The sequence below is a fragment of the Pontibacter chinhatensis genome (genome assembly GCF_900113285.1).
Classification (GTDB): Bacteria; Bacteroidota; Bacteroidia; order Cytophagales; family Hymenobacteraceae; genus Pontibacter; species Pontibacter chinhatensis.
In genome coordinates this window covers 1-14,967 of sequence record NZ_FOOT01000007.1, presented here as the reverse complement: position 1 = coordinate 14,967, position 14,967 = coordinate 1, and the positions used below count along the sequence as shown (strand labels likewise).

General features: G+C 53.4%; 11 protein-coding genes. All 11 read right to left on the bottom strand.

Annotation, left to right across the window (positions count from 1 at the left end; translation table 11 throughout):
- Positions 1–89: 89 nt before the first annotated feature.
- The 11 genes from BM040_RS17700 to BM040_RS17650 all read right to left on the bottom strand — a co-directional run bounded on the left by BM040_RS17700 (position 90) and on the right by BM040_RS17650 (position 14,501).
- Positions 90–611 (bottom strand): GNAT family N-acetyltransferase, encoded by a 522-nt coding sequence (locus BM040_RS17700; RefSeq protein ID WP_092104364.1) that lies wholly within the window; start codon positions 609–611, stop codon positions 90–92.
- A 13-nt stretch (positions 612–624) separates the two neighbouring features.
- A complete protein-coding gene (locus BM040_RS17695) occupies positions 625–3,078 on the bottom strand; it encodes an MG2 domain-containing protein (RefSeq protein ID WP_175491112.1) in 2,454 nt (817 codons plus the stop codon).
- Positions 3,079–3,081: 3 nt separating this feature from the next.
- Positions 3,082–4,230 (bottom strand): DUF4249 domain-containing protein, encoded by a 1,149-nt coding sequence (locus tag BM040_RS17690; RefSeq protein WP_092104359.1) that lies wholly within the window; start codon positions 4,228–4,230, stop codon positions 3,082–3,084.
- 4 nt (positions 4,231–4,234) lie between these two features.
- The gene (locus tag BM040_RS17685) at positions 4,235–7,012 is read right to left on the bottom strand and encodes a TonB-dependent receptor (RefSeq protein WP_092104357.1); all 2,778 of its coding nucleotides are present in this window, start codon (positions 7,010–7,012) and stop codon (positions 4,235–4,237) included.
- A 44-nt stretch (positions 7,013–7,056) separates the two neighbouring features.
- A complete protein-coding gene (locus BM040_RS17680; RefSeq protein WP_139217842.1) occupies positions 7,057–7,800 on the bottom strand; it encodes a hypothetical protein in 744 nt (247 codons plus the stop codon).
- A 188-nt stretch (positions 7,801–7,988) separates the two neighbouring features.
- Positions 7,989–9,137: a glycosyltransferase gene (locus BM040_RS17675; protein WP_092104352.1), complete on the bottom strand. Its 1,149-nt coding sequence runs from the start codon at positions 9,135–9,137 to the stop codon at positions 7,989–7,991.
- A complete protein-coding gene (locus tag BM040_RS17670; protein WP_092104349.1) occupies positions 9,138–10,112 on the bottom strand; it encodes a glycosyltransferase family 2 protein in 975 nt (324 codons plus the stop codon).
- A gap of 4 nt (positions 10,113–10,116) precedes the next feature.
- Positions 10,117–10,635 (bottom strand): DUF4199 domain-containing protein, encoded by a 519-nt coding sequence (locus BM040_RS17665; RefSeq protein ID WP_092104582.1) that lies wholly within the window; start codon positions 10,633–10,635, stop codon positions 10,117–10,119.
- A gap of 25 nt (positions 10,636–10,660) precedes the next feature.
- Entirely contained in the window at positions 10,661–11,170 is a 510-nt protein-coding gene (locus BM040_RS17660) for a DUF4199 domain-containing protein (RefSeq protein ID WP_092104347.1), read from the bottom strand.
- A gap of 63 nt (positions 11,171–11,233) precedes the next feature.
- Positions 11,234–12,493, bottom strand: coding sequence for a dihydroorotase (locus BM040_RS17655; protein WP_092104345.1), 1,260 nt, complete (start codon positions 12,491–12,493; stop codon positions 11,234–11,236).
- 1 nt (position 12,494) lies between these two features.
- A complete protein-coding gene (locus BM040_RS17650; RefSeq protein WP_092104343.1) occupies positions 12,495–14,501 on the bottom strand; it encodes a BatA domain-containing protein in 2,007 nt (668 codons plus the stop codon).
- Between the last annotated feature and the right edge of the window lie 466 nt (positions 14,502–14,967).

Genomic DNA, 14,967 nt, shown 5'->3' with positions numbered 1-14,967 from the left:
TTATACTTGCCGTGCAAAGTAAAGCATTGGCTTCCAAAGTATAAACACCCGCAGAACAGGCGGCAGCAACAAATTGTTAAAAACAGAAATTACCAAGGTAACCCGTTCAGGTTGATGTGTATGGGATGGAAGTTTGGCTGGCCCGTTAGCGGCAGCAACATGGAGTTGGAGTCGTAGCGCTGCTCGCCGGAAGGCTGGCTATAGTATAGCTCACCGCCCTCCACGCTGTACCAGCCCAGGCGGTTATAGAACGGCAGCAGGGCGTCGGCGCAAAGCAACAGTCCATAGGAACATTTTAACTCCTGAAGAGCAAATTTACCTGCCTCGCGCACCACCTCACTTGCATAGCCTTTGCCCCGGTGTGTTTTGGGCGTGATGACGTTGTTGAGGCCAGCTACTGTATACGTGGTGCCGTCCATACTTACCTCGCGCACTACGATATGGCAGAAGGTGGCAATTTCCTCGTTGTCATATTGGATGAGCACCCAATCCGGTTGGGCCCACACACGCTCCTGCACAAAGGCTACATGGCCAAACTCCTCCTCTACCAGCCGGCTCAGTATACTTTTAACCTCGGGCGCCAGCTGGCTATACTTTTCTGTGATGATCATCTACAACGACATGTTACTTTCTTACCAATGGCTGGACTACTCTTAAGGTAAGCACCTTACTTCCGATATGGCCGTCTTCGGTCAGGCCCTGCACGACTACCAGGTAGGTTCCGGTTTGGTCGGAAGTATAAAAATGCGTTTGCTGCTGCTGGCCTATCTCCAGTTGTAGCTCAGGTTCCCAGTGCAGCAGGTTGCGCAGATCGGCCAGGCGGCTTTGCTTCTGCTCCGGTGTTTCGTAGGTGGGGGCATAAAACTCCCGCTGCAGTTGCAGCCCCTCGTAGGCCTGCAGCAATGCTTTCGGATTTAGCTCAAAGCCTCCCAAATCACCTTTGTAGGTGGTGTAGCTCACCACGCCCTCATACACCTGCCCTCTGTTGAGGAAGCGACTTGTCACCACGTCCAGGCGCTGCACCTGGAGCGGGTCGAAAGCCATGATCTTATCAATGTCAAACACCGGCACGCCATCCAGCAGCACCATCGGGTTGTTCTGGAAAACGCTTCGGAAGGGCCTGTTCATCACCATAAACCGGAACCTGCCACTCTGCCTGCGCACTAACACGCCTGGCACATACTCCCGCATTACTTCCTCCATCACCCTGAAGCGCTTGTAATCGTCCAGAAAGTAGCGTTCGTCAGGAGTGCCGTAGAAGGTGGTGGGATCTGAGGAAGCTGCCATTACTCCGTTTGCGCGGCTGCCCACAAAGGCATGCTGCACCTGCGTCTGTACGTGCCGCAGTGTAAGCTCCTGCACCAGCTGCTCGGTCAGGTTAAGCGCCGGAAGTTTACGGGCACTATAGGTATCGGAGAAGGGACTAAAGATCTCAAAATGGTAGGTGCTGTCTTTGGTAAAGTCGCTCTGCACCACGATGTCCCGCTCGCCAAAGAAATTAACTGCCTCGAAGGTTACCCGGCCATCGGTGCCGCTAATCGTGTTGTACAAACGGATATGTTTGCCCGGCGAGGAAAGGTAGGTGGCGATGCCCGGGGCGGGTGCTCCGTTGGTTCTGTGCGTGACCCGACCTTGTATCAGGTGGCTGTTATACTCGGTCAGGTACTGCAGCGGCGTTGGCTGCTTTCCAATCATGTCTTCCCACTTAAATCGACTCCACCCATGGGTCAGCATCAGGTTATCCATGGCCTGGCGATCGTTGGTGCCTGCCGCGGAGAAGTAGTAGCCAGGGTTTTCAACTGAGCCCTTCAAATCGGAGGTGAGCCAGAGGTAGCTTTCAATGTCTCCGGTTATACTTTGCTGCAGCGAGTCGAGCCTGTATACAGCCATAGACAGGTTCGCTTTGGATGCTGTTCCTGCTGCTGTCTGTGCCATCAGGTCCAGCGCCACCTTATCGCGTGTGCCGTAGGTAGACTTGTTAGCCGTAAGCTCCAGCTGCAGCGCTTGCGTGGGCCGCTTGAAGTATAGCCGCTCGCACACCGGCTGCCTCTCCGGCGTAAAAACGGTGAAGTGGGTAATGCCATCCGCCAGTTTATCTTCTTCTACCAGGAAAATGGCTTTCCCCTCGTTTACTACGGCCTCCTCGGCCACAGCCACCTGCTGCCGGGCGTGGCCCAGCAAGTATACCCGCGCTCCCTGCACGCCTGCCTGGCTAACGGTGATTTTCAAGCTGCCAGCATCTGCCTCCTCCAGTTGCATGGCGTAGCCCCGGTCCTGCACAGCGGGCAGCGCTTGCCGGATGGTTTTCCCGTTGCCCAGCGTGATAACAGCCGTGTAGTCCATCCCCTTTTCCGGGGTGAAGGTGAAGTGCCCCATGCCGAACTTGTGCGGCTCAAACGTGGCGATAACCCCGCCGCTTTGGTCCTGCAATTCTCCTGTAAAGGCTACTCCTTTGCCAGAGATTTTTTCCACGGCCTTGAAGGCTACTTTACCAGGGATACCAGCCACCAAATGGCCGCCCTCCGGGAAAAACTGAACCGCGTAGCCTGGCGCTTGCGGGGTGCCGGGTGCCTCTAACTGCCTGAACGTATTGACAATGGTGACCGGTTGCTCAAAAAAGAAGTCCGGGCCGGCGTTCTTCATCCAGTTCGTGTAGGCCCTCACGGTATAGTTACCGGAAGATAGGCTGGCTGGAAGTATAAAGGAGCTATTACCCGTACCGTCGTTCAGCGCTACCTTGGCCTGCAGCACGGGCCGCTGCCCTGCATCCAGCACCTCCACGTAGGCTACCTTGCTTAAATCCAGTGGCCGGTGCAGTGTGCCATCCACGCTGTATACTTTAAACCACATGGTTTCGCCGCAGGCGTACACCGGCCTGTCGAGGTGCAGGAACAGCTTTTCCTGAGGTGCTTTCCTACGGTGGGCGTCAAGGTCCTGGGTTATACTTGTAATGCCGTTTGCCTGCGCTGCTACCTTGCCGCTAACGCTCAGGCAAAGTATAAGCGCAAGTATGGCCGGCAGGTAAAACGGCTTACCGGCGGGATGACGATGCTCCCGTGGTTCTTGTCTGAGGTTCATCATTTATTCCCAATAAGCTGGTTTTACATTCGTACCCCGGGTTCTGCAGTCGACACAGTTCAGGTTGCTGTAAGTATACCCGACGGGGAAAGGAGAACCTTCCGGATACACCTCATCCAGTGGTATCAGCCTCCCACCACTGAAATAGTCAGCCACCTTGTCTCTGGAGAAGAGGAAGGTATCGGGCTGGCAGATAGGGTTAAAAAGCCGCCATTCCCGCGGCAGGTCCCTGCTGTTGATAAATATCCTTTTCTCCTGCGTAGTAGACGCCGATACAAACCCTACCACTGGCTCATTCGGGTCAGTCAGGCTGCGGATATTTCCCTTTAGCTGCGAGGGCAGCGGGTCAAACAGGGTGCCCATACTTTCGGTGTTCTTCTTGAGCGTTTCCCAGTATTCATAGGCATCGCGCGTGAGGGCATACTGCTTTACCAGAATGCTATACTTTATTCCCAACTGCTCAGCACCAGAAGGGATGGAAAGTAGTCTATACTTGCTGATCACATCCTGGCTCAGTCTGACAGAGTTGCTGAGCTGGATAGAAGTGGAGTTTGCCGATTTCCAGCAATGATAGATGGGCGGATCGGCATCGGTGCGAAACTCCACCGTATCGTTGGCATACTTAAAGTTGGAGAAAAGAGCCGACCTGAACTGCCAGGTGTTCTCAAACTCCCAGCGGTAATACCAGGTGTTGTTGTTGGGGTCGTGCGAGCTCACGTAGATCTGTACTTCGTTGTCTACCGGAGCCCATGTTACCTCATCAATAGCCGGGGTTTGCTTCACCTCCACAAAGTCGGAGGCATACTCTTTCCCGTTGGAGGTCCGGATATACAGCCTGTATTGCTGCAGCGGGCTAAGGTTCATCGCCCCGATGGTGTAGCTGCCAATGCCGGTTTCCTGTAGGGTATAGCCTTCTCCGTTGTCAGACTCGATTCTCACCAAGGCCCGGGCTTCGGCAGGTGGCATGGTTTCCTCGCTCAGGTTCTGAGTCCGGAGAAGTTGGATGGTGGTAGGCCCGTTGGCGTTAATAAAGCCATTGACCACCAGGAAGCTGTTCGGGGCCTCTAGCACCTCAGGCGTATAAGGCTCCACGCAACCGCCCGCGAGCAGCAGCAGCCAACCAAGTATAGCGTTCCAGTAACGGAATTTCATGCGATTAAAACTTAAAGTTGTAGGTAATGGTCGGGATCGGCTGCCCGAAAACCGACATTTTATACCCTCTTATCCTGCCGTTCTCGGACTTAAAGTATACCGAGTAAGGGTTTTTGCGCCCGGTCAGGTTATACACGGCCAGCGTCCAGGAGCTGTGGGCCAGTTTCTGTACCTTGTGGTTGCCCTCAATGTTCATGGCCAAGTCCACCCGGTAGTAGTCCGGGATGCGGTACTCGTTCCTATCGGAGTACAGGATGCGGTAGCTTGTGCCGTCGTAGTACTTGGCCATGGGCAGGGTAATGGGCCGTCCGGTGCTGTAGGTAAAGTTCAGCGAGGTGCTGAAACGCTGGCTAAAGCGGTAGTTGCTGATCAGGGTAAAGTCGTGCGGCTTGTCGTAGTTGCTCGGGTACCAGTTGCCGCCGTTGATCACCTCAGAGGTGGCCGGATCGTTGAGACGCGCCATTGTGCGGGAGTAAGTATAGCTTACCCAACCGTTCAGTTTGCCTGTCGCTTTCTTCAGCATCACCTCCACACCGTAGGCTTTCCCCTCGGCATTGGCCACATCCGTTTCAATGTGGTGGTTCATGATGATGGAGGCCCCGCTTCTGTAGTCGAGGAAATCTTGCATCCACTTGTAGTATCCCTCCACTGAGAACTCAATTGTGTTGGCCCGGAAGTTCCGGTAGTAGCCCAGCGCCACCTGGTCGCCCACCTGCGGTTTTATGTTGGGGTCGCTCAGCTTCCAAGTATCGGTCGGCGACATGGAGGCGGTGTTGGAAAGCATGTGCAGGTACTGGCGCAGCCGGTTGTAGCTAGCCTTTACCGAGGAGTTGTCCGTCAGGCTATACCTTGCCGAGAACCGGAACTCCGGCCCATGGTAGGTGGCTACGGATTTGCCCCCACTATACGAGAGGGTATCGGTGATGGTAGAAAGCGTTTTCGGAAGGCCGGGCGCATAGCTGTATACTTCCCTTGGCCCCAGCGCATTAAACATCGAGTAACGCAGCCCAAAGGAGAGCGACAGGCGCTGGCTCACATCGTACCTGTCAGAAATATAGATCGCGCTTTCCAAGGCTTGCTCCCGCTGCACCTTGTCTGGCCTAATCATCGACTCGCTGCTGTTAGGCGTTAGGGAGCCTGGCGTAACGTGGTAGAGAATGGAGCTGGCTCCAAAATCCACCGTGTGTTTGGAATTGGGGAAGAAGTTAAAGTCCAGCTGCAACCCCGACTGGTCGATGCCAAAGGCAAGGCGCGAGGCGTTCACCGCGTTCTCCTCGTTGGAGATATCGTAGCTGTAGTGGCTGTGCGTGCCGGTAAGCACGCTATAGAGTTTGTTGTGGAAGTTGTGCTTCCATTTGATGCTGGCATTCTGGTTTTGGTAGCGGTAGAGGGTATCGGCCGCCAACTTAAAACGATCTTTGCTCAGGTAGCCGGTAAAGTATAAACTGTTCTTGTTATCTATCTCGTGGCTGATGTGGCCGTTTACGTCATAAAACGAGGCCTCGCTTTTCTTAAACGACTTGTCCGGCAGCTGTTTCAGGATCCAGTCAGAGTAGGTGGTGCGGCCCCCAATCAGGAAAGAAGTTTTGTCTTTTACGATAGGCCCTTCCAACGTGAACCGGCTGGTAAGCAGGCCGATGCCGCCGGAGCCGGAGAACTCTTTCTTGTTGCCCTCGCGGGTGGCTACCTCCAGCACCGAAGAAAGGCGCCCGCCATACTTAGCCGGCACCGCGCTCTTGTACAGCTCCACCGATTTTATGACATCCGGGTTAAAGGCCGAGAAAAAGCCGAACAGGTGCGAGGGGTTGTAGATGGTGGCATCGTTGAGCAGGATCAGGTTCTGGTCGGTGGAGCCGCCGCGCACGTTCATACCTGTGCTTCCCTCTCCCACTGATTTTACACCCGGCAGCGTGAGCACCACGCGCAGAATATCCGCCTCGCCAAAGGCTGTGGGCACCTGCTTGATGGTGCGGATATCGAGGCGCTCCAGGCCCATCTGCAGGCCCGAAACGTTGCGGTCTTTCTCGGCTTCCACCAGCACTTCCTTCAGTGTGCGCACCTCTTCCTCCATCTCTATGTCCAGCTTGCCATCGCTGTGCAGCAGCACCTGCCGACGGGTGTTTTTCAGGCCAATGCCGCGCAGCTTCAGTTCATGGCGGCCCACAGGCAAGGTCAGCGAGTAGTAGCCGTACTGGTCGGTGGCTGTTCCAATTGTGGGAGACTCGACATAGACGTAAGCCCCGATGATGGCTTCCCCGGTTTTGGCATCGCGCACGGTGCCGGCCAGGTTCGCCCTGCCAGCCTTGCCGCCCGGTGTACCGATCTCGTACAGCTTCAGCTCGGAGGCTGCCTGTCTGCGGTTTACCTGTTGCGGGAGGTATGCCTCAGCCAGTTGCGGTGCTTCTGCCTCAACTTGGTTGCTGCCCTGGTTAAAGAAATTGTCCGGCAGGCTCGTGAGTATGGGCCGTTCGCGGGTAATGAATACCTGCCGCTGCGCTGTAACGGCCGCATGCAGCTGCGTGCCCTGCAAGGCCTGCCGCAGCACCTTGCTCAGAGCTTGCCCCTGCACCTGTAGCGTCACGGTGATACTATCTACCGCCACAGGATCAAAGAAGAAAGTATAGGCTGTCTGCTTTTCCAGGTCCTCCACAAAATCCTGAAAAGGCGAGTTGGTATAATTTCCTGTGACGGTTGGCTCCCTATGCTCTTGCGCAAGGCCGGGAAGTATAGCCCCAGCCAGGAGTAGGAAAAGAAGTATAAACTTAGCGTAAAACCGGGGCATAGCTGTTCGTGGGTGAGGGTGAATCAAAGGCGCGGCCAAACACATCATCGTTTCAGGGAGTCGTAGTGCCGGGCGACCTTTACAAACGAGGCTTCTTTATGCTGCTTTCTGAACTTGAGTTTGTTCTCCCGGATAAAGGTGTTTAGCTGCTTTCTCTCATCCTGCAGCAGGCCTAACAGAGAGCGTTTCCGGCTGATGGTGTGGTAGGCTCCGTCTTTAAAGAGGTAATGCCTGTCCTCCACGCGGTACTCCCCTTCAAATCCTTTCGACGTCACGCGCTCCTGCCCTACTTTGCGGCGATGCGCGAGCACCTTTACCTGCCCATCGTGCAGCACGCTGTAATATGTTGCCTTGGAGGGCGAAGCCGTACTATCTAGTGCCAGCTTCTGAAACGTTTCGCCCCCTAACTCAAAGCCGGTTACCAACTGTTTCACAAGCTTAATGATATAGCCGGTGCCGGGATAGATAATAGCCAACTCATCCTGCTCCACGTCATACATCAGGCGCACGTCACGCAGCTCAACGCCGTCGTAGTGCACGGTCCCTGGCTCGAAGGATTTGGTCTTAAAGTATGGATGGCCCTCCATGTAATGCTTGGCCAGGCTGGTGTACTCGGCGCCTGAGTAGAGGTGGCTCTGCAGCCCGATACTGTCCTGGTATACTTGCGCCAACTCAGCGACTGCCTGCTGCACAAAACTGCTGTCCTGTTTTACTGTTTGTGCCCTGGCCACCGGGGCGCAAACGATAAGGCATATGGAAAGAAAGTATGGGAGTAAGATTTTTGGCATAGGTCAGCAGGCACAATAAAAAATAAAAATAGGTAATATTTAATGTTTAGACAATTTTCGTCCAACACATTTTTCATACTTCCTCTTCAGTTATCCCTATTTATAAGAGCGCCCAATCTACACGCTATACTTTGGCTTGCAGAGAAGCCGGCGTTATACTTTGTCAGCAGAAAAGCGGAAAGCTATACTTATACTTTCACTTTCTCTGCCAGCTCCCAAATGGCCTTCACAAAACGGTCCCAGCTGAAGCGCTTTTTATACTTGGTGATGTTCTCTGAAAGTATGGCTGCCTGCCCGGAAGTGTAAAACTGCTGTATGGCCGCGGCGATGGCCTGTGGCTGCGGTTCTACCACATAGCCTACCTCCCTGTCAGGCACAAGCTCCGACAGGCCGCCTACCCGCGTTACCACCATCGGCTTGTTAAAATGATAGGCCACCTGTGTTACCCCGCTCTGGGTCGCGTGCTTGTAAGGCTGCACCACCAGGTCGGCAGCGCAGAAGTAGTGGCGCACCTCCGCGTTAGGTATAAACTCGGTGCGAAGGATGAGTTTGTCCTGCAGCTGCAGTTCTTTGATGCGCTGAAGGTAGGGCGAAGCGTCTTCGTAAAACTCCCCTGCCACAATCAGCTTCAGGTTTTGCAGCTCCTGCACCTGTGGGTCGGCCATGGCCTGTAAGAGCAAATCCAGCCCTTTGTAAGCGCGGATGAAGCCGAAAAAGAGGAGGTAGTTATACGTTGGATCAAGCCCCAGGGCAGTACAGGCAGCTGCCTTCGTCTCGGCCTCTCCGAAATTATCATACAGCGGGTGCGGCAGGTACTCGCTGGGTTTGGCGGGCTCAAAGCGCTCCAGGTCCTGCTGCACCGAACGCGACATGGTGACGAAGCCGTGGCAGGAGGCGAGGAAATACCTGGTGAAGGGCACATCGCCGGGGCGTTTCTCGTGCGGCACCACATTATCGGTAATAGCCAGGAGGCGGCTATACTTGTTGCGGCGGATGATGCGGGCAATGGTACCCAGCGCCGGCCCCATAAAGGGCAGCCAATAGCGGAACACCACCAGGTCTGGCTTCTGTTTTTTGATGTACCAGCCGGTGCGCCACCAACTCAGCGGGTTAACAGAGTTGATGAGCACTTTTATACTAAGGCCAGGAGGCGCGGGCTCCGAAGTATACTGGCTCTTGCCAGGAAAAAGGAAAGAGGGGTATTGCAGGCTAAAAGTAACGATCTCCACCTCACAGCCAGCCTCCTGAAAGGCGTAGGCCAACCGCTCGTTAAAGGTAGCCATGCCTCCGCCCCGCAAGGGGTGCGCTGGCCCCACTATGGTTACCCGCTTTGCCATTTACTTTTTGATAGCCCCTACCCTGTCCCGAATGAGGTATTCGTTGCGCCTGCTGGAGGAAATGGAAATCATCTCGGCCAGGAACCCGGCCAAAAAGAGCTGCACCCCCAATATAACGGCCACCAGCGCCAGGAAAAACAGCGGCTGGTCCACGATGTCGCGCACACGGCCTCCGGAGTAGAGGCCAAATAGTTTCTGCACAATCAGCCACAGGGTGATGCCCAAACCCACCACGAACATAAGCGTGCCAAAGGAGCCAAAGAAGTGCATCGGGCGCTTTTTAAAGCGGGACACAAAGGTAATCGAAAGCAAGTCCAGGAAGCCGTAGACAAAGCGCTCCAGCCCAAACTTGGTGGTGCCATACTTGCGCTCCTGGTGCTGCACCACCTTCTCGCCAATTCTGGTGAACCCGTTCCACTTGGCGATAACGGGTATGTAGCGGTGCATCTCGCCGTGCACTTCTATACTTTTCACCAGCAGTTGCCGGTAAGCTTTCAGGCCGCAGTTAAAGTCGTGCAGCTGTATGCCCGACAGCTTGCGCGTGGCAGCATTAAATAACTTTGTGGGGATGGTTTTGCTCAGAGGATCGAAGCGCTTCTTTTTCCAGCCGCTCACCAGGTCATACTTCTGGTTCTTGATCATGTCGTAGAGCGCCGGAATCTCCTCCGGGCTGTCCTGCAGGTCGGCGTCCATGGTAATCACCACCTCGCCCTCGCAGCGGCGGAAGCCCTCGTTCAGCGCGGCAGACTTGCCGTAATTTCTGTTAAAGCTGATGCCCTTTACGGCCTTGTCCTCCTCGCTCAGGTCGTTTATCACGTCCCAGGAGCGGTCGGTGCTGCCGTCGTCCACCAGTATAACCTCATAAGAAAACTCGTGCGCATGCATCACCCTTCTGATCCAGCGCACGAGCTCTGGCAGCGACTCCTCCTCGTTAAAGAGGGGAACTACTACCGAAATATCATAAGCGTATTGCATCTATTTATTCAAACTCCGGTCGTGTTCGCTTCATGATGGCAGCGATAATCAGCGACAAGATAAAACCAATAATCAGCATAACGATCGCTGAGCCGAATATCGCCGTAAGTGGTCCCTTGAAGTTTTCAGTAAGGGCCATGGCTGCGTCGATCTGCTCGTCGGTCAGGCCCTGCTCCAGCATCTGCACGCGCTGTTTCTCCATCATACGGCTCATGTACTCCGTGTCAATAAAGTTGGTGTACACCCAGGAGAATATCCCTGTCACCAGGCCAAATAGAAACGACACGATAGCGCCGATACCCAAACCCTGCCCATAGGACATAAAACCATTGTTCTCTTCCCTGTAGTTCTTCATGGCCACTGCAATGCCCGCAGCAACTATAAGGTACGTCAGGCTGGAGAGCCACGGGTTCATCATCAGGTCTGCCACCATCAGCACCAGTGTATACACGACGCCAATAAGGCCAAAGATGAAGCCCCACTTTAAGGCAGCAGCTCCTACGGAAGGTTGTTTTTCAGTCATGGTTGTCATATGAGTTTAGTTGTAGTTATTTTCTGAAAAATACGGCTGCCACCAGCGCAAAAATGCTACCCACTATCAACCTCCACAAAAAGAAATCTGCTGCCTGCCACGTCGGGGTTAATTCGCCAAGTCCCTCATACACCTGGTTGTATGACTTCTCACCTAATATCTGTACCTGCTGCTCGCGCGTCTCCTCCAGGATAGCCCGCATCTCGGCAATATGGTTCTGCAGTATCTCCGGACCAATCAGGTAGATAAGGGCCAGCACCAGCAAGGCCGAGGTCAGCGCTGTATAAAACGCCACGGCCAGCCCCACCCTAAACCCCTTGCCAAAGGTAAGATCCGACTCCACATACTTTTTGTAGTTTCGGATAGCCATAAAGACGAAGAACGGGATAGGCAGGTAAGAAATGCGCCCCACATCCCCGAAAGGATTGTAGCCCACAAAGTATAAGATGGCTACCAAAGCAAAGCAAACAAGCCCGCCCAGTACGCCATAGCGTACCCCTATCCGCACAATAGTTTGATTAAACATAGTCTTCGCTTCCGGGCCAAACCTGCTTTTAAGCCTTCTAATATAAGTATAAATATATTAAAATTAATCGTTGAGAACCAGCTGCCCCTTATGAATTGTTCCCAGCACCTTGCCCTTTAGCTCGCGCCCAAAGAAAGGGCTGTTATGCGACTTCGATTTGCTTTGCTCCACTGCAGGCACCCATACTTGCTCCGGAGCGAAAAGGGTAAGTTTTGCGGCCTCCCCTACCTTAAGGGTAGCCTCCGGCAAACCGAGTATACGCCGTGGGTTAGTCGTTAACTTTTCGATAAGCGTTTCCAGGGGCAGCTGCATACTTGTATTTGCCACAGCAAAGGCTGTTTCCAGGTTGATAATGCCAAACTCGGCCAGATCAAACTCCAGTTTCTTGGCTTCTACGTCTTGGGGCATGTGTGCTGATACCATGGCATCAATGGTGCCGTCCAGCAAGCCCTCTTTTATGGCCACCGCATCGGCCTCGCTACGGAAGGGCGGTGTTACTTTATAGTTGGTGTCGAACGGCTCGATGGTTTCGTCGGTAAACGCCACCTGGTAACTGGCCACATCACAGGTCACCTGCAATCCTTCGGCCTTCGCTTTCCGGATAGCCTCCACAGCAGCGGCGGTAGAGATAAGCGAGAAGTGCATTTTGCCACCCGCATAGCGCAGCAGCTGCAGGTCACGCACTACGGTCACTTCCTCTGCCAGTGCCGGAATGCCCTTCATGCCCAAACGGGTACTGGCCTCGCCTTCGTGCATCTGCCCATTCTCGGTAAGGCGCTTGTGCTCCGGGCGGTTCAGCAGCAGAGCGTTAAAAGGCTGCATGTACTGCAGCGCCTTCAGCAGCACGTCTGCTCCCTGCAAAGGGCTCGTGCCATCCGTAAAAGCAACCGCCCCGGACTGGTGCAGGTCAATCATTTCGGTCAGGTCTTTGCCTTCTGCGTTCACCGTGATGGCGGCGGCAGGCAGCAGCGTGACAGGCAGGGCGTGGCTTTTGCTTTTAATGTAGTTGATAGCTCCTTTCGTCTGCACGACAGGCTCGGTGTTAGGCAACAGCAATACCTCTGTAAAACCACCCGCTGCCGCTGCCAATGCCAGGCTCTCCAGATCTTCTTTGTGCTCCAAGCCGGGCTCACCGGAAAATGCCTGCAAATCTACCCACCCCGCTGACACGCAAAGCCCGTTTGCGGCTACAGTTTTGTCTGCTTCCTTTGCCTCCGGGCCAATGTAGGTAATTATGCCCTGCTCGATGAGGATGTTCTGTTGCTGAAGGTGATACTCAGAGTTGAGGTTGTAAATGGTTGCTGCTTGAAGAAGAACTTTCATGTTAGAGGAATCTAATAAGTGCTATTTCGGCCATCAGGAAAAACAGACACAATATTAGGCAATATTTCCAAAGCTTGACGCCAAAATATCGTTTTTCGAACTCCCCCTTCACAGAAAAAGCGTCCCCGTAGTCATAAACATGCACGTTTGATCGGTCTTTCCCAACCAGGCTGCGCAACTCATCCGGGCTGTACTGCTGCAGGTAGGATTCTTGCTTGTCATAGTTGAAGGCGAGCGTCGTCAGAACTGAATCCTGCCGCTGCAAAGTATAAAACCCTGCCTCGTTCATGTCTGGCGGTACATTGAAGTATAGACGGCCCCCTCTCACCTGCTGCTCCGGAATAAAGGCCATGGTATCTTTTTCCAGTTCATACACCCCTTCGCGCTTAACATGTGCTGGCGCGGGCAACTGCACCGTTCCGCCGCCTAATGTATAGGCTAGCTGCTGCACCTGTTTGTAGCTTCCAATGGCCAACCTATACATAACGGGCACGAACAGGGCGTGATTTGGCAGCGTGCTATAATCTTCGTTCAGGGGAGCGGCCATCAGGAAAACAGCTCCACTCCCTCTGTCAAAGCGTGAGAGAAAAGGCGCGCCGCCTCTATACTTTAAAATATCATCCGAAGCCCTGCTCCAGGTTATACTTCTGGAGGCGGCAGGCATTTGCATCTCCGCATTAAAATCAGAGAAGATACTTCTGAAAAAAGGATTGTTGGGATCGGGTGTGGCTAGTGTTGTTTTAGCCCCGCTTTTACCCGCACCAGTGAAGGAGGCAGGTATATTCAGGTTTTGGAATAGTGTGGTATAGGCGCCGATTTCGTTACCATTGGGTGGAATGACGGTTAAGGTGCCTCCCTCCTTCACATAGTTAGCCGCTGTTGCTGCTAAAGCCGCAGGCATGGATTGAATACCGTTCAAAATAACGATATCGGCAGCGGCAAAAGAGGCATAATCAATGGAGTTGGTACGGAAGGCGGTAAACTTGAAAAAGGGTTCGCTCTGATAAAGCTGCCTTAATTCTGACTGGGGATTATCAGTAACTTCTACAATGCTGATGGGAGAAGAGGGTGCCAGGACAAAGTAGTAGGTGTTGTCAAAGTCTACAGGGTAATCCTCCACCTGCACATACGCGTTTACCGTGCTGCTACCTGTTATTTTGAATGTCATTACGGCCTGTGTAGCCTGATTTGCAGGTAAATCTATACTTAAGGCGGCTGCCTGTTGATCCTGCAGATACAATTTTACGGGCACGTCCTCCACTGCCTCGTCCCCTGTGTTCGAAAGTAGCACAAACAACCTGTTCTCCGCGCCGGGCCGCAGGAATTCATCTTCTAGATAAACCGAGTCTATAGTGATATTGGATGTGCTGGCAGCCTCCAAGGGCACTAAGTGTACTTGGGTGGCGGAGTCAGCAGCATCTAGTACTGCGGGTGAGAAATTATTCTTCTGAAAATCAGAAAGTATAAACAAATGCGATGGCTGTACCCGGAAGGCCGCGCCTGGTGCAAAGCTTTTTGCTGACATATCTATTCCGTCAAGTATAGCCGCAACCTCCCCTTTCTCGACAGGTGCTCCATGATTCAAGTTATCAGAAGTTTGTAATCTAAATGAGGTAGAAGCCGGAAAAAGGCCAGTGATGGCTTTGGCTTTATCTGTCGCTACATTCAGCAGCGCCAGGTTCTCATTAGCCTGGAGGTTCTGCATACTATAGGAGTTATCCACGACTATAGCTACATCCGAACTATCACCGGGAGCGGCAACATCTGCTGCTGGTAAGAAGGGCTGCGCAAATGCCAGCACAAGAAAAACGATGAAGAGTATCCGGCAAAGCAGAATCAGGAGTTCCTTTAGGTTGCGCTGGCTGGCAGTTAGATCCTTGGAGGCCTGTATAAACCTGACATTACTAAACATCACCCTTTTGGCACGCCTTAGCTGCACCAGATGAAGTATGATGGGCACTGCCACAGCCGCAAGAGCAAACAGGAAGGAAGGGTAGAGAAACGCCATAGCTCAATTTAAAGAGGAGCAGAAGAAAAAACAATAAGCTCCAAAGCTATACTAACATTTCCTGCTCAGTGTTGGCGAAGAAAGGCAGTTAAGAACATTCCAATGGCAAGAATCAAGTATTTGTACGAATTGAGTATCATAGAATTTACAGGTGATGAACTCCGACATGCATACCTAGCTTGCTACTTCTAAGGTCAGCCAGTTACAGGTGCGATAGAAAGCTTGCGTTGATACCCAGCTCCAAAGTATAAAGGAGGCATTGATGTTGAAGGATTGGCAACCGTGGATAAAGAGCAGCCAAGTGTAGCAGGCGCCTTTGGGTTGGCGGCGCTCAGGGCAGGGGCACAAAAAAAGGGGCAGCGGACGTTTGTCTGCTGCCCCTTGTGTGTTGGGGTTGGCGGCCACCTACTCTCCCGGGGGTGAACCCAGTACCATCGGCGCTCCCGGGCTTAACGGCTCTGTTCGG

Excerpts from the sequence above, each read along its gene's own strand:
- BM040_RS17700 (WP_092104364.1), bottom strand. The coding sequence starts at position 611 with ATGATCATCACAGAAAAGTATAGCCAGCTGGCGCCCGAGGTTAAAAGT.
- BM040_RS17695 (WP_175491112.1), bottom strand. The coding sequence starts at position 3,078 with ATGAACCTCAGACAAGAACCACGGGAGCATCGTCATCCCGCCGGTAAG.
- BM040_RS17690 (WP_092104359.1), bottom strand. The coding sequence starts at position 4,230 with ATGAAATTCCGTTACTGGAACGCTATACTTGGTTGGCTGCTGCTGCTC.
- BM040_RS17685 (WP_092104357.1), bottom strand. The coding sequence starts at position 7,012 with ATGCCCCGGTTTTACGCTAAGTTTATACTTCTTTTCCTACTCCTGGCT.
- BM040_RS17680 (WP_139217842.1), bottom strand. The coding sequence starts at position 7,800 with ATGCCAAAAATCTTACTCCCATACTTTCTTTCCATATGCCTTATCGTT.
- BM040_RS17675 (WP_092104352.1), bottom strand. The coding sequence starts at position 9,137 with ATGGCAAAGCGGGTAACCATAGTGGGGCCAGCGCACCCCTTGCGGGGC.
- BM040_RS17670 (WP_092104349.1), bottom strand. The coding sequence starts at position 10,112 with ATGCAATACGCTTATGATATTTCGGTAGTAGTTCCCCTCTTTAACGAG.
- BM040_RS17665 (WP_092104582.1), bottom strand. The coding sequence starts at position 10,635 with ATGACTGAAAAACAACCTTCCGTAGGAGCTGCTGCCTTAAAGTGGGGC.
- BM040_RS17660 (WP_092104347.1), bottom strand. The coding sequence starts at position 11,170 with ATGTTTAATCAAACTATTGTGCGGATAGGGGTACGCTATGGCGTACTG.
- BM040_RS17655 (WP_092104345.1), bottom strand. The coding sequence starts at position 12,493 with ATGAAAGTTCTTCTTCAAGCAGCAACCATTTACAACCTCAACTCTGAG.
- BM040_RS17650 (WP_092104343.1), bottom strand. The coding sequence starts at position 14,501 with ATGGCGTTTCTCTACCCTTCCTTCCTGTTTGCTCTTGCGGCTGTGGCA.